Below are 22,106 nucleotides of genomic sequence, written 5' to 3'. Positions count from 1 at the left end.
GTAGCCGTTTATACGACTACTGTTCTTTACAGCTATTAAACTGTGTAACGCTCATCTTCTAAAATTTTCGCAGCAATTTCACGTTTCTTCGGAATTACGTTAAGTGGCGTGTGGCGTGTTAATTTGCGTAATGATGATAACATCATGCGCAGCATGTCGCCGTTTTCAACTGCGATAAGCGTTTCTTTCGCATCTGCTTCGATTTCGTTGAATGCTTCTTGGCAGAATACTTCAGTGTATAACACTTTTTGTTTATTCTTTTCAAGACCAGTTGTTTTAATTGCTTTTTCTGTACGAAGAACAGCTGACTCCATTGCGTATAAGTTACTTACAATGTCAGCGATATTCACAAGAATTTCTTGCTCTTTATCTAATGCTTTACCGTATTTTTGAGCAGCTAATCCAGCTACCATTAAACCGATTTTCTTCGCGTTAGTTACTAAATATTTTTGAAGTGCTAATGGCTCATCGCCTACTTCTTCTGGCATCATCATCATTAACTCTTCTTGTAATTTTTGTGCTTTTTGAAGAAGTGGTAATTCACCTTTCATCGCTTTACGTAAGAACGTACCTGGTACGATTAGGCGGTTAATTTCGTTCGTTCCTTCGAAAATACGGTTAATACGAGAATCGCGGTACATTCTTTCAATCTCGTACTCTGCCATAAATCCGTAACCACCGTGAATTTGAACACCTTCATCTACTGTATAATCTAGTACTTCAGAACCAAATACTTTATTTAAAGAACACTCGATTGCATATTCAGCGATAGAAGCTGCTACTGCTTTACCGTCTTTTACTTCTTCTTCAGATAATGTGCTCATGCGGCTTTCGAATAAACCTACTGTACGATATACAGAGCTTTCAGCTGCATATGTTTTTGCTGCCATATTCGCAAGTTTCTCTTGAATTAATGGGAAGCGAGCGATTGGTTGTTTGAACTGTTGACGTTGGTTTGCATATTGTGCTGAAATTTCTACTGCACGTTTCGCAGATCCAACTGTACCAACACCTAATTTATAACGACCGATATTTAAAATGTTGAATGCGATAATATGACCTTTACCGATTTCACCAAGTAAGTTTTCTTTCGGTACTAATGCATCTTCTAAAATTAACGTACGAGTTGAAGAACATTTAATACCCATTTTCTTTTCTTCAGGACTTGTAGATACGCCTGGATACTCTTTCTCTACGATAAACGCTGAGAAATGCTCGCCATCTATTTTTGCGTATACAACAAATACGTCAGCGAATGCAGAGTTTGTAATCCATTGTTTTTCACCGTTTAATACGTAATGTGTACCTTCTGCATTTAAACGCGCAGTTGTTTTTGCACCTAATGCGTCAGATCCTGAACCTGGCTCAGTTAATGCATATGCAGCTAATTTTTCACCAGTTGCAAGTAATGGTAAATACTTTTTCTTTTGCTCTTCGTTACCGAATAATACGATTGGTAATGATCCGATACCTACGTGAGCACCGTGAGTAATTGCAAAACCACCAGCGCGAGAGAATTTCTCTGCGATTAACGCTGAACTTACCTTATCAAGGCCAATTCCGCCGTACTCTTCTGGTACGTCAGCGCCTAGTAAACCAAGTTCGCCAGCTTCTTTTAAAAGACGAACAGAACGATCAAACTCGTGTTGCTCTAAATATTCAAGCTCCGGAAGAACTTCATTTACGATAAAGTCCTCTGTCGTTTTTGCAATCATTTTATGCTCAGATGAAAAATCTTCTGGCGTAAACACTTGATCAATCGTAATCTCATCTACTAAAAAGCTACCGCCTTTAACCGCACTTCCTACTGTTTTTTCCATGAAAATTTCCTCCTTCATATTTTCATAAGCCGCTTCTCTCATTTTGAAAGAAGCTGGCTCTCCCGTTTATTTTTTATAAACCTTTGTTGCTTCCATTCTTTGCATTAGCGTCGTCTCGTTCTGAGCGATCCGCTTACACTTTTTTTATAGTCCAGTTCCAGCGGCTAGAATGTTCGGTGGCTTCGCTTCTTCCTGCGAGGCAAAAAGCGCCTCTACGTCTGAAGCTCCATCCCCCTCACATTCTGAACGAGCCGCTTACACTTTTTTTCATAATCCAGTTCCAGTGGCTAGAACAGTCGGTCGTTTCACCCCTTCCTGTGAGGCAAAAAGCGCCTCTTCGTCAGGGCCTCCAACGCCCTCCTGTTCTGAGCAAGCCACCTGCACTTTTTATAGTAATTCAAACACTCCTGCTGCTCCCATTCCGCCGCCGATACACATTGTTACGATACCGAATTGTTGGTTGCGGCGTTTCATTTCGTGAATAAGAGATAGTGTTAGTTTTGCTCCTGTACAGCCAAGTGGATGTCCAAGTGCGATTGCACCGCCGTTTACGTTTACTTTTTCCTCATCTAAACCAAGTTCACGAATAACTTGGATCGATTGAGAAGCGAATGCTTCGTTTAGTTCGAATAGACCGATATCAGATAGCTCTAAGCCAGCTAATTTTAACGCTTTCGGAATTGCAGCGATTGGACCGATTCCCATTACTTCTGGCGGTACGCCAGCTACTGCAAATGAACGGAATTTCGCAAGTGGCTTCATGCCATCGCTCACTGCTTTTTCACGATCCATTAATAGTACAGATGCTGCACCATCACTCATTTGTGAAGAGTTACCAGCTGTTACAGAACCGCGAACGTTAAATGCTGGACGTAATCTACCTAAAATGTCTAGCGTCGTTTCTGCTCTTACACCTTCGTCTTGTGCGAAAATGATTGTTTCTTCTTGCAGTTTGTTATTTGATCCAACAGTACGTAACGTTACATCTACAGATACTGTTTCATCAGCAAAGTTCCCTGCAGCTAATGCTTTCGCAGCACGTTGATGACTTCTTACTGCAAATGCATCTTGCTCTTCACGAGAAATTCCATATTTCACAGCAACTTGCTCTGCTGTATGTCCCATACCCATATAATATTCTGGAGCCGCTTCTACAAGGCGACTATTTGGACGAACAACGTGTCCCATCATTGGAACTAAACTCATTGATTCCGCTCCGCCTGATAACACAGCTTCAGAGTGACCAAGCATAATGCGCTCTGCTCCATAAGCGATACTTTGTAAACCTGAAGAACAGTAACGATTAATTGTAATAGCTGGAACATCGTAAGAAAGTCCTGCTAATCCGCCGATATTACGAGCCATATTTAAGCCTTGCTCTGCTTCTGGCATCGCACAACCGAAAATTAAATCGTCGATTGGTCCTTCATAATTCGCACGCTTTAACGTTTCCTTTACTACTAACGCCCCTAGATCGTCAGGACGAACTGTTTTTAATGAACCCCTCTTTGCTTTTCCAATTGGTGTTCTTGCTCCCGCAACAATGACAGCTTCTCTCATGAACGATATCTCCCCTCGTTATTAGTTACGTAATGGCTTTCCTTTTACAAGCATGTGCTGCATTCTTGCTTGTGATTTCATCTCACTTACTAAGCTAATAAATGCTTCACGTTCTACATCTAATAAATACTGCTCATCAACTTCTGTTCCGTACGGCACTTTTCCGCCCGCAATGACATATGCAAGTTTCTTCGCAATGTGAAGATCATGTTCAGAAATGTAACCTGATAAATGCATTGCTTCTGCACCAAGTACAAGCGTTGCATAGCCTGTTTCACCAACAACAGGTATCTTTTTACGAATCGGCGCTTTATAACCCGCTTCATATAAAGAAAGTGCTTTTTGTTTCGCATCATATAGTAAGTGATCACCATTCACACTAATACCGTCTTTATCGCCTAAGAAGTTGTTCGATACAGCTTCTTGTGCTGATGTAGAAACTTTCGCCATCGCTACAGATTCGAATACTTTATTCGCAACTTTTTGTAGATCAAACTCTACACCGTTTGGCATTTTATTTAAGTGTTTAATGTATAGCTCTTTATTACCGCCTCCGCCAGGGATTAAGCCAACACCAACTTCTACTAAGCCCATATACGTTTCGCTAGAAGCTTGAATGCTAGCTGCTGGTAAGCAAACTTCTGTACCTCCGCCAAGCGTCATACCGTATGGTGCTGCTACAACTGGCTTAGAAGAGTACTTAATTTTCGTCATTGCATCTTGGAAATTTTTCACAACCCACTCAATTTCAAAGTAGTTGTCATCTTGTGCTTCCATTAAAATCATTGCAAGGTTCGCACCAACGCAGAAGTTCTTCGATTGGTTACCGATAACAAGACCTTTATAATTCTTCTCTACTTCATCAACAGCGTAGTTAATCATTTGCGTAATATCCATACCAATTGCATTGCTCTTCGAATGGAATTCTAAGCAAAGGATGCCGTCACCTAAATCAATTAAGCTCGCTCCACTATTTTTCTTTAATACGCCATTTTTCGCTTTTAATTGTTTAAGAGAAATTGCCTTTTTATTACATTCGATTAGCTTATATTCGCCATTGTCGTAATAGTAGCTATCTCCGTTATCATGTTTGTAGAAAGTAGTGAAACCTTTCTCTAACATTTCTTTCACCCAAGTCGGAACAACTGCACCGTTTTCTTCCATCTTTTGAACAGACTTTTCAACGCCGATTGCATCCCAAATTTCAAATGGCCCTTGCTCCCATCCGAAGCCCCATTTCATCGCTTGGTCAATCGCAACGATATCGTCCGCAATTTCTTTATGAAGTTTTGCAGAGTATAAAAGAGTTGGTGTAATGATGTTCCATAACAACTCCCCTGCACGGTCTTTCGCGTATACAAGCGCTTTCAATTTATTCGCTAATCCTTTTTCTTGCTTACTTAACTCTACGGATGCAGCTTTTAATTTTTTGCGCGCTTCGTATTCCATCGTTTCAGGATTTAATTCTAAAATTTCTTTTCCTTGTTTTAAGAAGAAGCCTTGACCTGTTTTGCTTCCAAGCCATTTTTTATCAAGCATGTCATGCATGAAAGCTGGTACTTTAAATACATCACGCTCTTCTTCTTGTACGTTTTCATATACGTTATTTGCAACGTGTACGAATGTATCTAAACCAACAACATCTAATGTACGGAATGTTGCGCTCTTCGGACGGCCAATTAATGGACCTGTTACAGAGTCAACTTCTCCAACGCTATAGCCGCGCTTAATCATTTCTTGTAATGTTACAAGCAAGCCATACGTACCGATGCGGTTTCCAATAAAGTTTGGTGTATCTTTTGCGATAACAACGCCTTTTCCAAGAACGTCTTCGCCAAATAATTTCATGAAGCTTAATACTTGTGGATCAGTTTCTTTCGTCGGTATTACCTCTAGAAGTTTTAAATATCGTGGTGGGTTAAAAAAGTGTGTGCCTAAGAAGTGTTTCTGGAAGTCGTCTGAACGACCCTCTGCCATTTTTTCAACGGAAATGCCTGATGTATTTGAGCTCACAATTGAGCCTGGTTTACGAACAGCATCTACTTTTTCAAATAGTTTCTTCTTTATATCTAAGTTTTCAACTACTACTTCAATAATCCAATCTACATCAGCTAGACGCTCAAGATCATCTTCTAAGTTACCTGCTTCAATCAGTGCTAAATTTCCTTTCACTGTCAGAGGAGCTGGTTTTTGCTTTAATAGTTTTTGCACAGCCGTATTACTAAAACGATTTCTCACACTTTTATGTTCTAATGTAAGTCCCTTCGCTTCTTCTTCTTTCGTAAGCGCAGGTGGTACAATATCAAGCAATAATGTCGGAATACCAATATTAGCTAAGTGTGCCGCAATTCCTGAACCCATTACGCCTGAACCTAGAACAGCAGCCTTTTTAATTTGGAACATCCATTTCTCCCCCTATTCTTGAATGAATGCTCATTCAATTTTTCGACATAAGTCGCAATCAATGAGTGAGCCTCTACTAATAAATATATGATACAGTTTGAATTTTCGCAATATATTTATTGATAAAATTTTCTGAAATAAATATTTTTCTTTCATTTGGCTATGCTATACATGTGTATTTTCTTCATTAAAATGCACTTTTCCTTTTTATAATCTGACGAAACTGGAGGAATTTATATGGCAAAACTTAAGAAGAACCCTTCGAAAGCTGGAATTAGCGCAGCAAGCGTAACTGGAAATGCAGGTCCGCATAATCACGGTGTTGAAAAAGGGCGTCAAGGTAATAACCAACAATATAAGAAGCATAATATGGGCGAAAAATAACGCTATATTTTTGGGCAGAGAACGTGGCATAATGATTAATGGCTGCTTTTTCTGCCCAATTTATTTGGAACAAAAGAGGGAATTATAATGAAACGAACAATAGTTATGATTGTAATGATTGCTACACTGTTTACAGGGATGATTTTCTTCTCTTATGCTCACAGGCAACAAGCCGTAAGAGCGGATCAACCTAGTATTACTGGGCAATATGGAATTACAATCGATGCAGACACAGGTGAAATTTTGTATGGAAAACGCGAGGATGAGCGCTCTTATCCGGCTAGTATAGCCAAAATGATGACAACTCTTCTCTTACTTGAGAATGTAAAAGAAGATGAAGAAATTACAGTTACAGAAAACGCAATTAAAACAGAAAGTCAAAGTAAGAAGATTAAGCTTCGTGCTGGTGAAAAATTAAAACGTGATGAGGCATTAAAACTTATGCTCATCATTAGTGCAGACCCGATCGCTGAGTCAATTGCAGAACATATCGCAGGATCAAAAAATGAGTTTGTGAAAATGATGAATGCTAGAGCGAAGGAACTTGGGACGAAGCATGCAACTTTCAAAAACGCAAGCGGTGCTGATGCACTTGGAAATAAAGTATCACCTTATGACATTGCTATTATTACGAAAGAAGCCTTGAAGTATCCGATTGTTTTAGAATATATGAATTCAATACATACAACACTACATACCTCAGAGCGCTCTCCAAAAATCGCAAACTATGGACGAGAAGAACTATATAACGATCCATATGCAATTGGAAGTAAAAGCGGTTTATCTGCACTCGGAAAATATACAGTCGTAACTGTTGATGAAAAAGACGGTAAACGTGTCATCAATGTCGTATTATCTTCTACTCGTACACAGCTATACCCTGATACGAAGAAAATGGCACACTATGCATTTCAGCAATTAAAATAACCAAGGAGAATTTTCTCCTTGGTTATTTTTTGATCATACCTTTTAATACGAACGCAACGTTCGCTGGACGCTCTGCTAGACGGCGCATGAAGTAACCATACCAGTCGTTTCCATACGGTACGTAAACACGCATTTTATAGCCTTCTTTTACTAGCTCAAGTTGACGCTCTGTACGAATACCAAATAGCATTTGGAATTCAAATTGATCCCTTGAAATATTGTGTTCTTCGGCAAGTTTTTTCGTATATTCAATAATTGCTTCGTCATGTGAAGCAATTGCAGTATAATTTCCATTTAATAAGTGCATTTTAATAATTTTTTTATAATTGTCATCTACATCTTTCTTGTCTGGGAACGCTACTTCTTCTGGTTCCTTATAAGCCCCTTTTACAAGACGTAAATTAGGATTATAAGCATTTAAATCTTCAATATCTTTTTCTGTACGATATAAATAAGCTTGAATAACTGTACCAATATTATCGTATTCAGATTTTAATTGTTTAAAGATATCAATTGTTTTTCCGCAACGCGTATAGTCTTCCATATCAATTGTAACAAACACACCGTTTTCTTTTGCAGCTTCTAAAATACGACGCATGTTGTTCATTACGATTTCATCAGAGATATCTAATCCCATAGAAGTCATTTTTAAAGAAAGTTGTGAATCAAGACCTTCTCTTCCAATTGCACGAATCGCTTCAATCGATTGGGTAGCCATTTCATTTGCTTCTGCTTCATTATCAACGAATTCACCTAAATAATCGATTGTTACACAAAGACCTTGCTTATTTAATTGTTGAATTGCAGCTGTCGCTAATTCAATCGTCTCCCCTGCGACGAAGCGACCTGCACCAAAGCGCAAACCGTACTTTTTAGCCAGTTTTGTTAGCGCTTTATTTTTAGATAAGAAAAGAAACGAATTTCGCATTAATTGTTCCATGTAATTCACCCCTATGACTGTACTTTATCTGTTTTTTACCCCTCTTCGGAATTATATCATTGTTTAAAATTATTTGATACAAATAATTATTTAGATAATTTATAAAATACTATAAAAACATTTAAAACCCCATATTCTCGCTTACAAATATGCCGGAAATATTTTTCGACATTTATAAAAAACGGGTTTACTAGGCAAAAAATAAGCATGTCGAAAATATTCGACATGCTTATAAAACCCTTTATATTCCATGTAAATTATATAAGGATATTAATATAGAAAACTTGAGGTAACATTATCTCAAGCTTTTTTACTTCTCATTTCGCTTCTCATCATTCAGCTTTTTAATATTCGTAATTAACTGTACCATCTCTTCTTTCGCATCTGGATACGTCTCATTCCAATGCTTCACTAAAGCTGGCATCGTCTTAGCCATATAAGAATAAAGCGCCCATTTTTGCACCTGCTCTTTTCGCTCTTCGTTGCTCTCTCCAAGTAATAGCTCCGTGTATTTCTCTAGCAATCCGTCAAATTGCTCGTTAAATTTTTCACTCATCTCATTTCCTCCTATATGAAAAAAGCAGCGAAGATCGCTGCTTTTTCTTATAATTTTGATCGAACAGAGTTTAATTTCTTCTCCATTGTGCTTACTTTATCACGACGATCATCGATACGAATTGTTGTCGCAACGCGCTGTGCACCTTTCGTATATGGAACTTCATGCATTTGTTGAATTACTTCTAGAATGACAGGAAGATCTCCTTCAATTACTGTATTCATCGGTGTTAATTGATACTTCACGCGATCAGCATTTTTCTCTAGCACCTTTTGTACTTCTGCTACATATTCACTAACACTTGGATTACCTGTTCCTACTGGAATAATCGATACGTCAACAATTGCCATAGTAACTTACCTCCTAAAACTGCTTCTTATATATCCATCTCCTATTTTACCGAAATCCTCATCACTTTACTAATATGTTTTCTTCTACTTTAAACTGCTCAACCAATCTTCTTAAGTCCTGCATATTCTCTATCAAACTTTCCATCGTATGAGCCACTTTTTCTAAATGATTAACTTGTGACTCAGTCGCTACATTAACCTCTTCAGAAACAGCTGTACCTAATATTACAAACATCATAGAAATAAGCACCGAAAATACTACCGCAATTTTTAAACGTAAACTTCTCAACACTTGTGCAAAAACAAATAGTTCATTATCCTTAACATATAATCTCATTCGTTCGGAGGGAACTATGTTACAAAAATTCGGTTTCTCACAATATGAAAGCCAGGCCTATGAAGTTGTCGTATCAAGCATCGAACCATTAGATGCAACAACTATCGTTAAACATTCAGGTGTTCCAAAAGCAAAAATATACGAAGTGTTAGCACGCCTAGTTGATAAAGGGATGGTAATGGATTCTGTTTCAGAAAAGAAAAAGTTGTATACAGCATTACCACTCAAGCTAGCAATTGAAAAATTAACGACAGAATTCCAATCTAATATTAAAGAACTTGAAAATAATATTTCTAAAAAGTCATTTACAGATGACCGCGTTTGGAGTTTAAAAATGCAGTCTTCTATTAAAGTACAAAGTAGGCAACTTGTAGAAGATGCGAAAGAATCTATACGCATCTCTGCATGGAATGATACCCTTTTAGAATACCTTCCTTTACTAGAACAAAAAGCAAAACAAGGCGTCCGAATCGAGTCCCTCATAGTTGGAAAAGTAGAAACAGACTTAGAAAACATGCATTTTCTAATCCCAACTGAAGAGCCTAACGCATTAGAGCGGTACTTACTACTCATCGTTGACGATCGTGAAATTTTATTTGCTGGTGTAGAGCAAGAGTCATGGCAAGCAATGAAAACAATGTCACAACCTTTCGTGAAGTTCTTTACAGAATTCTTCTATCATGACGTTGCACTTGCAAAGATTACCCAGAAACACCATGATCTCTTTATGGAAGATGAGGAAATTAAGAGTTTGTTGATGAAGTTGAGGTATTAATTGAATGATAAAAAAGGGGTCTAGTTCTTCACCTAGACTCCTTTTCATTTTTCTCCTTTATCTCCATCAAAAGCTCAATAATCTTCTCATTTTGTTCTACTTGTTTCTCAGAATTTTGATAGATGAAACGAATCCATCTAAAAACAAAAACAACCACAAATAACGGAAGCATTGTGAATATAAAACCAATAATTGAATAATCCATATACCATCACCTCGCTATATACTCCCTTCTCCATTTCTCTACTAACCCCTGCAATTTTTTACAAATAAAAAAAGAACCTATCAAACGATAGATTCTTCTTTCGCAAACTGATTCGAGCGTCCTCTCGTAATTGAGAAAATCGCACAAAGTAGCGCCAATATAATAAAACCGCCGCCTACCCAAGCGTTATAAATAACAGATGATTTCTCAATAACAACTCCGCCCACTGTTGAACCGAGCGCAATTCCTAGATGAAGTGCAGAGTTATTTAAACCTTGCTGAATACCAGCTGATTCCGGTGCAATTTCAATTAAATAGTTTTGCTGCGCTGGCGAGATTGCCCAGCTCAGCATACTCCACAGTCCCATCATAATAATGAAGAGCGGGAATGAGAATGTCATCATCGGCAACATAAAGATTGCACATGCAAATACGATAATAATGGAAATAATACTTTTCTTCGATCCCCATTTATCAGCAAGCCATCCACCAAATCCGCCGCCGATTACTGCTGCGATTCCGAAAATAAAGTAAAACACACTAATCCAGTTTGCTTCAACATGCATTACGTCTTTTAAAAACGGTGTTAAATATGCATACAATGTTAAATGCCCCGTTAAAAACAAAAATGATGTTAACTGTGCACTTACAATTTTTTTATCTTTTAAAGTAGCAATTTGTTCTTTTATTGATAGTACCGATGTCGGTGGTACTTTCGTTAAGAACAATGAAATACAAGCAATTGCCATAACTGTTAATATCGAAATTAATACAAATGGCGCACGCCATCCGTATGCATTTCCAAGCACAAGACCTAGCGGTACTCCAAGTACGAGTGATCCGCTAATCCCCATGAAAATAATTCCAATTGCACGCGCACGAAAATGCGGTTCTACTACACTAGAAGCAAGTGTTACCGATAGTGCAATAATAAGCGATCCACTCGCTGCACAAATTACTCTCGAGAACATTAACATCCCATAATTCACACTAAATGCCGAAACGATATTTCCAATTAAGAAAATTGATAGTGCCACAACATACAATTTCTTTCTTTCAAACTTGCCTGTTAATGCTAATAAAACTGGCCCTGATAGAGCGCATACTACTGAAAATATTGTAATAAGCTGACCAGCTGCACTAATCGACACCCCTAAATCATTGGCAACTAAATCAAGCGTTCCTCCTATAATTAGCTCAACCGTTCCGACTACGAAAGCCGCAATAGCTAAAATATATACACGAAAATTCAAGACTTTCCCCACACTTTCTTTTTTGGTTACTACGACTATAGTAACCAAAAAAGAAAGTGTAAGCAAGTACAATTTTTTATAATAAAAATCTAACCTATTATGATATGCCTCCAATATTTAAATAAAAATCCTTATCTGAAAAATTATCACTACTTCTATCCTATCTGTAGTCAAATTAAGAAATATTAGTATAAGAATAAAAAACAAACTTTATTATTACAAAATTAAAATATATAAATTAAACAAATTATAAACCTGATTAAATTCCCTATTATTTACAACGAAATTGTACCAAATAAGATTTTTCTTTACTAGACTTGTATTAAAATTACAGAAAAATTATTATTTTCTTGTAGAGTGAATAATAAACTTTACAAGCACACAATAGTTTGGAATATCAAAAAAAACTTAGGGGGAAAAGAAATGAAAAAATTAACCGCACTAACTTTAACAGCAGGTATTTTAGCTTCAGCTGGGCTTGTACCTACAGCATCTTTCGCGGCAAGCAACGATCTTCCATATTTAAATGAGATTAAGAAATTGCAGCCAGACGTAAGTACTGAAGAGCTAATTTCAGGTATTATTGAAGTTGCTAAAAATACTGGCAATACAAAAGATGCTTTAGCAGAACAAATTTATAAAGAATTAAAAGCAAATCATGAACAAGGAGAACGAGAAGCTACTCAACGAAATAATAAATATGCTCCTAATGTTCAATATGGTGCTAGCGGTGGAAATGTAAAAGTCGGAAATTCTAATATGGGCGACTTTTATTATACTGGTTCTACAACTGCTTATATGAATCATGGACATGTCGGTATGTATTATAGTGAAAAATTGATTGTTGAATCTGTACCAAGCACAGGCGTACGTACAATTGCTACTAATAAACGCTTAGTTGATAAAGGGAATGCAGTTGTTAAATCTGTAAAGACTTCTTGGCAAAATAAAAATGATGCAGCCTGGTGGGCAAAAGATCGTGTAGGAAAGGATGAGTATTCTTATAATTTTGCAAATAATAGAAATACTAGTCATTATGGCGCAAAGAATTGTTCTAAGTTAATATGGTCTACTTATAAACTACATGGTGGTTTAGATTTAGATAAAGATGGTGGAGCAGGTGTATATCCTCGAGATGTTAGAGATGCGAACCAAACATCGTTAATTCGTAATATTTAATTTCACAACTAAAAGTGAAACAATTTATTTGTTTCACTTTTTGGTTATTTGAGGAGCAGAAGTGAAAATGAAAAATAATCGGAAAATAATTCTATTTTTTATAAGCATCATAACGATTACAGTATTAGCCTACTATTTATGTATAAAAGATAAGAATGCAAACTTAATATCAGATAAAGATATACAAAATAAAAATTTTTTAGATGATAAAAAAGCTATGCTTTACTTCTCATCCACTGCCGATCAAGATTTAGATGGTAAAGGCATTAGTTATGCCATATTTATAAATAAACAAGGCATTGCTAGCGGATATAAAATGGGCGGTCTAGAACTCGGCGGTATTGGTGTATCTGACGATAAAAAACAAGTTCTATTAGAGAGTAAAGATACTATAAAATTTCTAGGCGAAACTCCTACTACTCATAAAATAAAATATCAGCATACCGGTGATTTTAATGGATATTTAGCAAATCAAAAGATATTTGTTAATATTTACAATTCAGGAATGAACAAAGAGAACGGGAACTACGATTCAAATGTTTTATTCGGAAATGAAAAAGTTATTCATAAAAGTAATATTCCTCATTTCATTATTAGCTCTGGATTAGATGGGGAATATATTTTAGTAGCCACTCAAGACCTAGTTACTAATAAATACGAATTAAAAAGATTATCGTTTAATGATGCAATAATGAATATAGAGAATATTACAGAGCTTAATGTAAATGGAAAAGAGGACCATGCTAATCTATCACCTATTTTAGTAGATTCAGAGAATTACTACATGGTTATGAGTACAATTGATAAGGATGATCCGCTAAAAGGGAAGACATTCTTGTTACGTACTAATAAAACCACTTTAGAACAAAACACAATATTTATGTATAATGAAAAAAACTCAACTGCAACCAGCCCATTTTCATTAAATAATTCCGCATATATATATAATGACGAGTTGTATTTTATAAACGGTCTTGGTGATGTGTATACATATAACCCTAAAAATGATGCAATGAGCCATAAATTCAGCATAGATTATCATGTTAAAGATGGCGTTAGGTATAATGAACAAACCTATTTCGAGAATGATTCATTATATGTTCTACGTTATGATGAAAAGCGCAATAACAAATACTATATAGAAAGATACAATTTAAAAACTGGAAAAAGAATATCCGAACAAGAAATACAAGGTATAGAATCTATACTCGCTACTGTGAAGGGTGGAAAGAAAGTTTATGCTTATGACTTTAAAATGTTACTATCCAAAACAGATGATTAAATATACTTAATTACCTGTTTCTAGGTTATAAAATAGGTTAATGTAATTCCCCCTAATTCTAATTTGATACTTTCAAATTTTTTTACATAAAAAAGCAGGCGTATTATACGCCTGCTTTCTAATGATTAAACTCCAGTTTCTTTCTTCCTATTCAAGTACCAATACACCGGAAGTCCAGTAAATACCATTCCAATCGATAAGAAACAACTTACCGGATCGTTAATAATCGCACTTCCAAGTACAAACAATGACCCTAAAATCGCAACGATTGGTACAATCGGGAATAACGGTACACTATATGCACGCTCTTTATCCTTGTTACGTCTTCTTAAAATGAAGACACCAATAAACGTCATTACGTAGAAAATATAAATAATGAATACGGAAATCTCAGATAGCTTATTCGGATCACTAATAAGCATTAAAATAATTCCTAATATGATTTCAACAGTAATCGCATTTGCTGGTGTTTTAAATCTTGGGCTTTCCTTTGCAATAAACTTAGAAAACGGAAGGTGTCCACGCTCTGCCATCGACATCGGAATACGTGGGAACGTTAAAATCTTTCCATTTAAACAGCCGAAAATAGAAATGATAATACCGATACTAATAATTTTCCCGCCATATTCTCCAAGTAACATGCCCGCAGCTGTCGCTGTTGCATTTTCTCCAAGGTCCACAATTTTCGCTGCTGGTAATACATTTAATAACGCTAAGTTAATTAATACGTAAGCAGCTGTTACAATTAAAATCCCAACTGTCATTGCCTTCGGTAATAATTTTGTTGGGTTCTTCATTTCTCCGCCAATAGAAGCGAGTAAAATCCAACCATCATAAGCAAATAAAGTTGCCAAAATCGCCATCCCGATACTTTGATTTTCTGATATCGGCACAACTACGTTAAAGATATCACTATTCCCTTTCCAAAACCCTAACACAACAATTAAAAAGATTGGTATCATCTTCCCAACCGTCGTAACCGTTTGGACGATACCCCCATATTTTGTTCCTATACTATTTATAACGCCTAGAAACACAACTGTTCCAATTGCGATTGGTAAATTCCATACTTTATCTAAATAGAAAAAATTAATCATTAAAGAACTAAAATACAAACCTAATGTTCCAATAATAGCTGGTCCATAAACAATTGTTTGCATCCAGCCAGATAAATACCCCCAAAAACTTCCGTAGATCTCCTCTAAATACGTATACAACCCACCATTTTTCGGAATTTGCGCTCCAATTTCGGCTACTGTTAAACCACTTGCTAACGTCAACAGACCACCAATTACCCAAGCCCAAATAGCCATATTAGAACTCCCTGAGTAATCTAATACGCTCCCTGGTTTCATAAACACACCAGACCCAATAATAGTTCCTACTACGATAGAAAGTGCCACTGTTAAACCAATTTTGTTTTTCTCATCATGATGCATGCTGCGTATCCTCCTTCCAATTCTAGTGTGATGCAAAAATGAAATAAAAAAACACTCCTCCCTAAAAAAGGGACGAGTGTTGTATTCGTGGTTCCACCCTTGTTTCAATTCGCAAAGTGACACACTTCACCAATTTCTCAAGTCTAAATAACGGTTTTTGCCGGCAAGCAATTACTAGATATCCGTTCACTGCTGCAGTTCAGAGGGGGTAATCGATTTTCCCGTATTAGGAAGCTCACAGCCAAAGGCTTCCCTCTCTGAGAATCGTAAAAAATTGATCATGTCCTCATCATCACTTCTTGATGTCGAATTTTGTAGTTATTTCCCATTATATTGAATTGTTAGAAAAAATCAATATATTTTTTATATAACATAAGAAATATTTCTCTTCTTATATTATAACAGAAGCTACTTTATTTCTCTAATCTCCTCTTCCACGAACGCCATAAGATCGTAAATGAAATTATATCGATAATTCGACAAAAGGGACAATGATAGCACTCCAAATATTAAAAGGAGGCTGTTCCAAAGACAGCCTCCTCGCATACGTATCTTTCGGTTGCCCACACGGAAGATACGACATAGTTCAATTATTTATCTTCATTTTTCATAAAAAACTTATGGTGCGGAAGATCCACATTTAATTCTGCTAGTTGTTTCTTTTCATTTTCTAGAATCGCTTTCGCTTTTTCTTTTGTTGCTGCATCTAAGTTCGCAAAGATGTCTTCATGCTTCTCTTTCTCTGGAAGTTTCACACCTAATTTTGGTAATTCTTCTTTTGCTTGCTCATGCGTTAATTTCCCAGATTTCTCTTGCTCTAAAATCGACTTCGCTTTTTCTTTTGTTGCCTCATCTAACCCTGCAAACATATCCTTGTGCTTACCCTTTTCTGGGGATTTCACACCTAGTTTTGTCAATTCCTCTTTTGCCTGTTCACGAGTTAGTTTCCCGGATTTTTCTTGTTCTAGAATCGACTTCGCTTTTTCTTTTGTTGCCTCATCTAACCCTGCAAACATATCCTTGTGCTTACCCTTTTCTGGGGATTTCACACCTAGTTTTGTCAATTCCTCTTTTGCCTGTTCACGAGTTAGTTTCCCGGATTTTTCTTGTTCTAGAATCGACTTCGCTTTTTCTTTTGTTGCCTCATCTAGATTCGTAAACATATCTTTACGTTTCTCTTTCTCTGGAAGCTTTACACCTAGTTCCTCTAATTGTTTCTTTGTATCATCCATAATCGTTTTTACTTTTTGTTTTGTAGCGGCATCTAAATCTTTTTTCGCCGTTTTTGTAGGCTGATCTGCTGCTGGAGTATTCGTTGCCGCAAATGCTGGTACACCCACTCCTCCTATAATTCCAAATGATAAAGCACCTGCAATTGCTAAATACCCAACTGTTTTCTTCTTCATAGGAAATTTCCTCCTTCACATTTCTAAAGCATGTACACTTTCGTATACAATGCCTATAGTAATGTTGATTTCTTAAAATTCCCTTAACGACTTAACAAAAAAACACCGCTCATCACGAGCGGTGTTTTTCTAAGCTTTTTGTAATTGTAATTCTTCACGTTCCATTACTTTCCTTAATACAATTGTTTGTGTCATTGTAAATAAGTTACCTGTAATCCAATACAATACAAGTCCTGACGGTGCCGCAATTCCCATAAATAAAATCATCGCCGGCATCATTATTTGCTGTATTTTCAGCATCTGTACTTGCTCTCCTGGTGTTATATTTGATTGGAACACCTTCATCTGGATAAATGTCGTTAACGCTGCAATAATCGGTAATATATGATATGGATCTGCATGTCCTAAGTTCACCCATAAAAATGAAGATGTACGAATCTCTTCAGTTCGGCTAATCGCATAATACAAAGCAGAGAAAATCGGCATTTGTATAAAGATTGGCCAGCAACCAGCTAACGGATTCCAACCACCTGATTTCATTAGTTCTGACATTTCTTTTTGATACTGCTTTTGTTTTTCAAGATCTTTACCCACATCACCGTGTTTCTTTTTCAGCTTCTGTAATTCAGGTTGCATTTTTTTCATTTTCATTTGACTACGATATTGCGAAACAGCTAATGGAATCAGTGCTGAACGAACAACAAGCGTAATGACAATGATAGCAATCCCAAAGCTTCCACCAGATATATGATGAGCAACAAATTGAATCATATACGATATTGGATATACGAAATAATGGTTCCAAATTCCCGTACTATGTGAATCTATTGTGCCTGCATTACTACAGCCAGATAAAACAAAAACAAGTAATAATGATAAACTAATGAGCGCAGCTCGGTATGATTTTAACATGTTCATTCCTCCAATGTTTCGTAATTAATTAGCGAAACATTGGTGTATACGGACCTACCTCGTCACTCTCTCCACTTGATTCTTGTCTGCGGACAGAGCGAATCATTCCATATTTATAAAAAATAGAGAAAAGCGGTACATTTCCGATACCCTCTTCACACGTATCAACTAGTTTAAAAGCTCTCTGTCTACCGCTCGATGCTTGCTGACGTACGAAACGAGAAACGTTAGCAAGAAAAAAGACTTCTAATACACAAAGCGCTGTCGTTACAAACGATATATACAGAAGTGCATCCTGCAATAAAAATTCCATCGCTTCACATCCTTAATAAAGTCATTTTAGCACATTCAACAAACATTCTCTATTTCCTTTTATTTTCAAAAAAGAATTTTGCATATTTTCTCAAAAAATTATGCTATAAAACTAATGTATTCGCTTTCTTTAGTATATTCACACGTATCTTTGAATAGGTTTAATTTTTTAGAAATTTATAAAATTTTTGCATTATAATAAAACTATTGCCAGTTTTTGAAAAAAGCTTTATTCTCTTCTTGTAATCAAAAATGAATATGGAGATGAAACATACTATGGGTCAACTAGGAGACGCCGATTACGTTCCCGACACCGCCTTTTTATCCTTCCCAGCAGCTAAAACATTTCATTTAGAATTCATTATACAGTTGGTTGTTATTTTTATAGCTTCTATTTTGTATGCAATTTCTATGAATATGTTTTTTATCCCGCATAATATGATTAGCGGTGGATTCGCTGGTGTAGGGATGATTATCGGTTATTTAATGCACTACAATATCGGAGCACTTATCTTTTTACTAAACATTCCGCTTCTTATTTTAAGTCACTTTTACTTAGGAAAGAAGACAACCTTTTTAACGGCATACTTTGTAGCTGTATCATCTTTAGCGATGAACATTATCCCAGTACACCAAGTTTCAGACGATATTTTACTGTCTTCTGTATTCGGTGGTGTCATCTGCGGTGCTGCCTCAGGAATCATATTCCGATTTGCTTCTTCAACAGGTGGTTTTGATGTTGTTGGATTGATTGTAGCGAAACATCGCGATGTTTCAATTGGAGCAATCATCTTTGGATTCAACTTAATCTTACTTGTTGCAGCAGGATTTATTTTCGGATGGGATATTACGCTTTATACGTTAATTAGTCGGTTTGTGGTCAGCAAAGTAATTGATGCCGTGCATACAAAACATATTAAATTAACGATAATGACAATTACAGAAAAAGGTGAGGAAATAAAAAGCTCACTGCTACATCACGGCATACGTGGCGTAACAATGGTAGATGCTGTCGGCGGCTATACAAACCATAAGAAAAAAATGATTTACACTGTCGTAACTCGCTACGAGTTAGGCGAAATGAAACGTATTATTCGCCAAGTGGATAATAAAGCATTTATGAACATTACTGAAACAGTTGAAATTGTCGGCCGTTTCAAACGTATATAAAAAAGCGCAAGGAACTACAATTCCTTGCGCTTTTTATTTTTTACACTTATTACAAAATCAGATAATTCTATTATTGTGGCGCTAAATATGTTATAATAAAAGCAGACTTACAAAAAAGAGTATATAGACTTGGAAGTTTCTCTTATTATTATAAACAAAAAGAAACGAGAAGTCGGGTATATTTCAGACATCATACACGTAACGGTTTAAAAAACCGATCATCTTAGTTATTCTTCACTGATCTTTTTATAAAAAGATGCGTACAACTAAAATCCACTTCAATTATACCTACCTTTTTGACTTCCAAATCATCTTATTACATAGGGAGATGAACATATGAATCAATATATACGATATACAATAGCTATCCTGTTTGCCATTATCGGCGGTGTGATTTGCTTCTGGACAAACACTCAGCTTGGAGAGAACATCATTTTTAATGGAATCGAAACACTTGTAAGCGCTTCAATTCTAGGTGGCTACATTTTCTTCCTCTTCAATCCAGAAGAAAATGCTCAAAAAACAATGTTATTAACAATGATCGGAATCGTTGGCGGATGTATTTCCTACTCAATGACAAACTATACATTACCACTTCAATTAAGCTCAGCTTTCTTCCACGGTCTTTGGACTTGGTTCATTGCATTCTGCCTAGCAGATGTATTCAACCTATTACAAGACACTGAAGAAGATAGCAGTCGCCAAATTGAAAGTAACTCTTAAGCTGGAAGATATTCTTCCAGCTTTTTTATTTTTACTGACTACTTTTGGATACCCCACTCAGAATTCGAAATGAAACATGTGCCCCACCTCGCACCTTGCTATTTTCTACCTGTATTATGCCGCCATGCTTCTCAACAATTGTCTTGGCAATATATAACCCGAGCCCAAAATGCTCCTTGCTTCCTGAACGCGACTGATCTCCCTGATAAAAACGCTGCAATACTTTCTTCAAATCCCCTTCTTGAAAACCAAGTCCTGAATCATATACATGAAACTCTATTGCGCCATGCCAAGCACATACTTTAACAAGCATCTTCCCTGACACCGGCGTAAACCGAACTGCATTCATCACGATATTATCCATTACTTGACTGATCCGCTCTTGATCAAATACTAAGCTTTGTACACCCTCATTATTTTCAAAGGTAACGTCCCACTCAATCTCTTTTTTCCTAGCTATACATTCATATTCTTCTAGTTTTTTAAGAAAGAATGGGGTTATATGCACTTTATTTAAACGTAATTGAAACGAGAAACTTTCTAACTCATTTACTGTTTGGAACTCCTCAAGAAGTTTTGTCATTCTGTTTGTATTTCGTTCAATCGTTTGTAAATACCGATGTAACAAGTCTTCATTTTTCCATAAGCCACTTTGCAAACCTTCTGTATGACCTTGTACAATCGTTAGCGGCGTTTTCAAATCATGAGAAATAGCTCTAATATATTCTCTTCTTTCTTCTTCTAACTCCCATTGCCGTGATAAACTAGTTGCTAATGCTGCGCGCATATTTTCAAACGAACCGACTAACTCACCAATTTCATTTTTCGCGTTGTATTCTAAATGAAAATCTAAATCCTGCTCTTGAATTCTTTTTGAAGCCTCTGATAATTCAGCGAGTGGTTTCTTTATTCTTTTTCCCATTTGGTTTGAAACAATATAAGATAAAATTGTAATGTATATAAAGGGCGAAGCTAAAAATAAGATTACAAACAAGGAATCAACTGCCGAAGCAGTAGACATTGTCAAATGATAATTAAGTCCTATCGCTCCCTGTAGATCCCCAGTCTTATCCACTAAAGGCAGATATGTCGTAACTTCAGTATCATCATCTTCCTCATGAATATTCGTATTAATAACACTCAAAATTGGTCTCTCATTTGTTATTAATTTCTTTTTATATGTACCATAAGCAATATCTCCTTGCCTATTAACAATTTGATATTTAATTCCCTCTTTAGGGATAATTTTCTCTAATTCATTTCGCTCTTTCTCATTTAACAATAGGGCTCCTTTATCTTTTGCATATTCTTTTATCATAGGAATTTTTTGTTCATAATAATTTGCAGGAAATACTTTTCCACTCTTCGTTAGCCAATACCAACCACTAGCTGCCGTTAAAACTGTCAGTATTAAACTACCAATTAAAACTATTAAAAAGCCAATTACTAGCTGTTGTTTAATCCTTAACCTTTGCATCAATTCTGTACACTCCACTTATATCCAATTCCCCACACAGTTTGAATATATGTATATTCTCTATCATATACACTAAGCTTTGTTCTAATTTTCTTTATATGCTCAACTACAGTAGAGACATCACTTTCACTATCATATCCCCAAATCTTTTCAAACATCTGCTCTTTCGTCAAAACTTGGCCAGCATGAAGTGCTAACATTTTCACAACTTCATACTCCTTTTTTGTAAAGTGAATTTTTTCTTTACCTAATAGTATTTCATAACTCTGCAAATCTATTACTAAATTGCCATAACGCAGTAAATTCTTTTGCCCCATCATTTGCAATTCTGTCGTACGGCGCAAATTAGCAACAATTCTAGCTTTCAACTCTTTTAAACTAAACGGCTTATTAATATAATCGTCTCCACCAATCAATAAACCTTCTATACGAGAGCGTTCACTACTATCCGCACTTAAAAATAATATTGGGCATGCATAAGACTCTCTCATCTTCTCGCACACTTTAAATCCATTCATATTCGGCAGCATAACATCTAAAATAATGAGATCCACGCTACTATCTAATTTTTTCAAAGCTTCTTCACCACTTAATGCACTTCTTACTTCATACCCTTCCATGACAAGACTATCTTCAATAAATGTAAGAATATCCGGTTCGTCATCTACAAGTAATATTTTGTCTGCCACGGTAAAT

At 36.2% G+C, this 22,106-nt stretch carries 22 protein-coding genes and 1 other annotated feature; of the genes, 7 read left to right on the top strand and 15 right to left on the bottom strand.

Going from position 1 to position 22,106, the window contains the following annotated elements; all coding sequences use genetic code 11:
* Nucleotides 1-35 precede the first annotated feature (35 nt).
* The 3 genes from ACP6L7_RS30775 to ACP6L7_RS30765 form a co-directional block, all read right to left on the bottom strand.
* Entirely contained in the window at nucleotides 36-1,820 is a 1,785-nt protein-coding gene (locus ACP6L7_RS30775) for an acyl-CoA dehydrogenase FadE (protein WP_088008554.1), read from the bottom strand.
* A gap of 387 nt (nucleotides 1,821-2,207) precedes the next feature.
* A complete protein-coding gene (locus tag ACP6L7_RS30770; RefSeq protein WP_430529627.1) occupies nucleotides 2,208-3,380 on the bottom strand; it encodes an acetyl-CoA C-acetyltransferase in 1,173 nt (390 codons plus the stop codon).
* Between the two features lie 21 nt (nucleotides 3,381-3,401).
* Nucleotides 3,402-5,783 carry a 3-hydroxyacyl-CoA dehydrogenase/enoyl-CoA hydratase family protein gene (locus ACP6L7_RS30765; protein ID WP_430529626.1) on the bottom strand — a complete coding sequence of 794 codons (2,382 nt, stop codon included), beginning with the start codon at nucleotides 5,781-5,783 and terminating at the stop codon, nucleotides 3,402-3,404.
* Nucleotides 5,784-6,020: 237 nt separating this feature from the next.
* Between ACP6L7_RS30765 and ACP6L7_RS30760 the strand changes: the two genes are divergently transcribed.
* Nucleotides 6,021-6,167, top strand: a complete 147-nt coding sequence (locus ACP6L7_RS30760) for a YuzL family protein (RefSeq protein WP_001096344.1) — start codon at nucleotides 6,021-6,023, stop codon at nucleotides 6,165-6,167.
* Between the two features lie 87 nt (nucleotides 6,168-6,254).
* Nucleotides 6,255-7,094 (top strand): D-alanyl-D-alanine carboxypeptidase family protein, encoded by an 840-nt coding sequence (locus tag ACP6L7_RS30755; protein ID WP_097832174.1) that lies wholly within the window; start codon nucleotides 6,255-6,257, stop codon nucleotides 7,092-7,094.
* A gap of 22 nt (nucleotides 7,095-7,116) precedes the next feature.
* Here the strand turns inward: ACP6L7_RS30755 and ACP6L7_RS30750 are convergent, their stop codons facing one another.
* From ACP6L7_RS30750 to ACP6L7_RS30735, 4 genes are all read right to left on the bottom strand, one after another.
* Nucleotides 7,117-8,034 carry a proline dehydrogenase family protein gene (locus ACP6L7_RS30750; RefSeq protein WP_002174080.1) on the bottom strand — a complete coding sequence of 306 codons (918 nt, stop codon included), beginning with the start codon at nucleotides 8,032-8,034 and terminating at the stop codon, nucleotides 7,117-7,119.
* Nucleotides 8,035-8,344: 310 nt separating this feature from the next.
* Complete coding sequence (locus ACP6L7_RS30745) at nucleotides 8,345-8,590, bottom strand: YusU family protein (RefSeq protein ID WP_001290599.1); 246 nt, start codon at nucleotides 8,588-8,590, stop codon at nucleotides 8,345-8,347.
* A 47-nt stretch (nucleotides 8,591-8,637) separates the two neighbouring features.
* Nucleotides 8,638-8,940 carry an MTH1187 family thiamine-binding protein gene (locus tag ACP6L7_RS30740; protein WP_001018862.1) on the bottom strand — a complete coding sequence of 101 codons (303 nt, stop codon included), beginning with the start codon at nucleotides 8,938-8,940 and terminating at the stop codon, nucleotides 8,638-8,640.
* A 61-nt stretch (nucleotides 8,941-9,001) separates the two neighbouring features.
* Nucleotides 9,002-9,178: a hypothetical protein gene (locus ACP6L7_RS30735; RefSeq protein WP_170961046.1), complete on the bottom strand. Its 177-nt coding sequence runs from the start codon at nucleotides 9,176-9,178 to the stop codon at nucleotides 9,002-9,004.
* 115 nt (nucleotides 9,179-9,293) lie between these two features.
* Between ACP6L7_RS30735 and ACP6L7_RS30730 the strand changes: the two genes are divergently transcribed.
* Nucleotides 9,294-10,052 carry a TrmB family transcriptional regulator gene (locus tag ACP6L7_RS30730; protein ID WP_097832172.1) on the top strand — a complete coding sequence of 253 codons (759 nt, stop codon included), beginning with the start codon at nucleotides 9,294-9,296 and terminating at the stop codon, nucleotides 10,050-10,052.
* A gap of 28 nt (nucleotides 10,053-10,080) precedes the next feature.
* Here the strand turns inward: ACP6L7_RS30730 and ACP6L7_RS30725 are convergent, their stop codons facing one another.
* Nucleotides 10,081-10,257 carry a hypothetical protein gene (locus ACP6L7_RS30725; RefSeq protein WP_097832171.1) on the bottom strand — a complete coding sequence of 59 codons (177 nt, stop codon included), beginning with the start codon at nucleotides 10,255-10,257 and terminating at the stop codon, nucleotides 10,081-10,083.
* An 80-nt stretch (nucleotides 10,258-10,337) separates the two neighbouring features.
* Nucleotides 10,338-11,627, bottom strand: a complete 1,290-nt coding sequence (locus ACP6L7_RS30720; RefSeq protein WP_430529649.1) for an MFS transporter — start codon at nucleotides 11,625-11,627, stop codon at nucleotides 10,338-10,340.
* 306 nt (nucleotides 11,628-11,933) lie between these two features.
* Here ACP6L7_RS30720 and ACP6L7_RS30715 point away from each other — a divergent pair, with 306 nt between their 5' ends.
* Both ACP6L7_RS30715 and ACP6L7_RS30710 read left to right on the top strand, forming a co-directional pair.
* Nucleotides 11,934-12,689, top strand: a complete 756-nt coding sequence (locus ACP6L7_RS30715) for a YiiX/YebB-like N1pC/P60 family cysteine hydrolase (RefSeq protein WP_097832169.1) — start codon at nucleotides 11,934-11,936, stop codon at nucleotides 12,687-12,689.
* 67 nt (nucleotides 12,690-12,756) lie between these two features.
* A complete protein-coding gene (locus tag ACP6L7_RS30710) occupies nucleotides 12,757-13,971 on the top strand; it encodes a hypothetical protein (RefSeq protein WP_097832168.1) in 1,215 nt (404 codons plus the stop codon).
* Nucleotides 13,972-14,096: 125 nt separating this feature from the next.
* On the opposite strand, the gene ACP6L7_RS30705 is transcribed toward ACP6L7_RS30710, so the two are convergent.
* The 4 genes from ACP6L7_RS30705 to ACP6L7_RS30690 all read right to left on the bottom strand — a co-directional run bounded on the left by ACP6L7_RS30705 (nucleotide 14,097) and on the right by ACP6L7_RS30690 (nucleotide 18,041).
* Nucleotides 14,097-15,410 carry an APC family permease gene (locus tag ACP6L7_RS30705; RefSeq protein ID WP_097832167.1) on the bottom strand — a complete coding sequence of 438 codons (1,314 nt, stop codon included), beginning with the start codon at nucleotides 15,408-15,410 and terminating at the stop codon, nucleotides 14,097-14,099.
* Nucleotides 15,411-15,475: 65 nt separating this feature from the next.
* Nucleotides 15,476-15,712 (bottom strand) — a binding site (T-box leader).
* A 288-nt stretch (nucleotides 15,713-16,000) separates the two neighbouring features.
* Complete coding sequence (locus ACP6L7_RS30700) at nucleotides 16,001-16,816, bottom strand: hypothetical protein (RefSeq protein WP_264448393.1); 816 nt, start codon at nucleotides 16,814-16,816, stop codon at nucleotides 16,001-16,003.
* 129 nt (nucleotides 16,817-16,945) lie between these two features.
* On the bottom strand, nucleotides 16,946-17,728 hold the full coding sequence (locus ACP6L7_RS30695; RefSeq protein WP_097832165.1) for a membrane protein insertase YidC: 783 nt from the start codon (nucleotides 17,726-17,728) through the stop codon (nucleotides 16,946-16,948).
* A gap of 28 nt (nucleotides 17,729-17,756) precedes the next feature.
* Nucleotides 17,757-18,041 carry a hypothetical protein gene (locus ACP6L7_RS30690; protein ID WP_002174090.1) on the bottom strand — a complete coding sequence of 95 codons (285 nt, stop codon included), beginning with the start codon at nucleotides 18,039-18,041 and terminating at the stop codon, nucleotides 17,757-17,759.
* 275 nt (nucleotides 18,042-18,316) lie between these two features.
* Between ACP6L7_RS30690 and ACP6L7_RS30685 the strand changes: the two genes are divergently transcribed.
* Nucleotides 18,317-19,210 carry a YitT family protein gene (locus ACP6L7_RS30685; RefSeq protein WP_000530031.1) on the top strand — a complete coding sequence of 298 codons (894 nt, stop codon included), beginning with the start codon at nucleotides 18,317-18,319 and terminating at the stop codon, nucleotides 19,208-19,210.
* Nucleotides 19,211-19,546: 336 nt separating this feature from the next.
* Nucleotides 19,547-19,933 (top strand): DUF3938 domain-containing protein, encoded by a 387-nt coding sequence (locus ACP6L7_RS30680; protein WP_097832164.1) that lies wholly within the window; start codon nucleotides 19,547-19,549, stop codon nucleotides 19,931-19,933.
* 31 nt (nucleotides 19,934-19,964) lie between these two features.
* On the opposite strand, the gene ACP6L7_RS30675 is transcribed toward ACP6L7_RS30680, so the two are convergent.
* Nucleotides 19,965-21,410, bottom strand: coding sequence for a sensor histidine kinase (locus ACP6L7_RS30675; protein ID WP_097832163.1), 1,446 nt, complete (start codon nucleotides 21,408-21,410; stop codon nucleotides 19,965-19,967).
* Nucleotides 21,410-22,099: a response regulator transcription factor gene (locus tag ACP6L7_RS30670; RefSeq protein ID WP_430529625.1), complete on the bottom strand. Its 690-nt coding sequence runs from the start codon at nucleotides 22,097-22,099 to the stop codon at nucleotides 21,410-21,412. Before ACP6L7_RS30670 ends, ACP6L7_RS30675 begins: the two co-directional genes overlap by 1 nt.
* Nucleotides 22,100-22,106 lie beyond the last annotated feature (7 nt).

It is taken from the genome of Bacillus silvicola (assembly GCF_050524305.1).
GTDB lineage: Bacteria > Bacillota > Bacilli > Bacillales > Bacillaceae_G > Bacillus_A > Bacillus_A cereus_AT.
This window is presented reverse-complemented; position numbering and strand designations above follow the sequence as displayed.

Coding starts and splice junctions, on each gene's coding strand:
- ACP6L7_RS30775 (WP_088008554.1), bottom strand. CDS start 1,820: ATGGAAAAAACAGTAGGAAGTGCGGTTAAAGGCGGTAGCTTTTTAGTA.
- ACP6L7_RS30770 (WP_430529627.1), bottom strand. CDS start 3,380: ATGAGAGAAGCTGTCATTGTTGCGGGAGCAAGAACACCAATTGGAAAA.
- ACP6L7_RS30765 (WP_430529626.1), bottom strand. CDS start 5,783: ATGTTCCAAATTAAAAAGGCTGCTGTTCTAGGTTCAGGCGTAATGGGT.
- ACP6L7_RS30760 (WP_001096344.1), top strand. CDS start 6,021: ATGGCAAAACTTAAGAAGAACCCTTCGAAAGCTGGAATTAGCGCAGCA.
- ACP6L7_RS30755 (WP_097832174.1), top strand. CDS start 6,255: ATGAAACGAACAATAGTTATGATTGTAATGATTGCTACACTGTTTACA.
- ACP6L7_RS30750 (WP_002174080.1), bottom strand. CDS start 8,034: ATGGAACAATTAATGCGAAATTCGTTTCTTTTCTTATCTAAAAATAAA.
- ACP6L7_RS30745 (WP_001290599.1), bottom strand. CDS start 8,590: ATGAGTGAAAAATTTAACGAGCAATTTGACGGATTGCTAGAGAAATAC.
- ACP6L7_RS30740 (WP_001018862.1), bottom strand. CDS start 8,940: ATGGCAATTGTTGACGTATCGATTATTCCAGTAGGAACAGGTAATCCA.
- ACP6L7_RS30735 (WP_170961046.1), bottom strand. CDS start 9,178: ATGATGTTTGTAATATTAGGTACAGCTGTTTCTGAAGAGGTTAATGTA.
- ACP6L7_RS30730 (WP_097832172.1), top strand. CDS start 9,294: ATGTTACAAAAATTCGGTTTCTCACAATATGAAAGCCAGGCCTATGAA.
- ACP6L7_RS30725 (WP_097832171.1), bottom strand. CDS start 10,257: ATGGATTATTCAATTATTGGTTTTATATTCACAATGCTTCCGTTATTT.
- ACP6L7_RS30715 (WP_097832169.1), top strand. CDS start 11,934: ATGAAAAAATTAACCGCACTAACTTTAACAGCAGGTATTTTAGCTTCA.
- ACP6L7_RS30710 (WP_097832168.1), top strand. CDS start 12,757: ATGAAAAATAATCGGAAAATAATTCTATTTTTTATAAGCATCATAACG.
- ACP6L7_RS30705 (WP_097832167.1), bottom strand. CDS start 15,410: ATGCATCATGATGAGAAAAACAAAATTGGTTTAACAGTGGCACTTTCT.
- ACP6L7_RS30700 (WP_264448393.1), bottom strand. CDS start 16,816: ATGAAGAAGAAAACAGTTGGGTATTTAGCAATTGCAGGTGCTTTATCA.
- ACP6L7_RS30695 (WP_097832165.1), bottom strand. CDS start 17,728: ATGTTAAAATCATACCGAGCTGCGCTCATTAGTTTATCATTATTACTT.
- ACP6L7_RS30690 (WP_002174090.1), bottom strand. CDS start 18,041: ATGGAATTTTTATTGCAGGATGCACTTCTGTATATATCGTTTGTAACG.
- ACP6L7_RS30685 (WP_000530031.1), top strand. CDS start 18,317: ATGGGTCAACTAGGAGACGCCGATTACGTTCCCGACACCGCCTTTTTA.
- ACP6L7_RS30680 (WP_097832164.1), top strand. CDS start 19,547: ATGAATCAATATATACGATATACAATAGCTATCCTGTTTGCCATTATC.
- ACP6L7_RS30675 (WP_097832163.1), bottom strand. CDS start 21,410: ATGCAAAGGTTAAGGATTAAACAACAGCTAGTAATTGGCTTTTTAATA.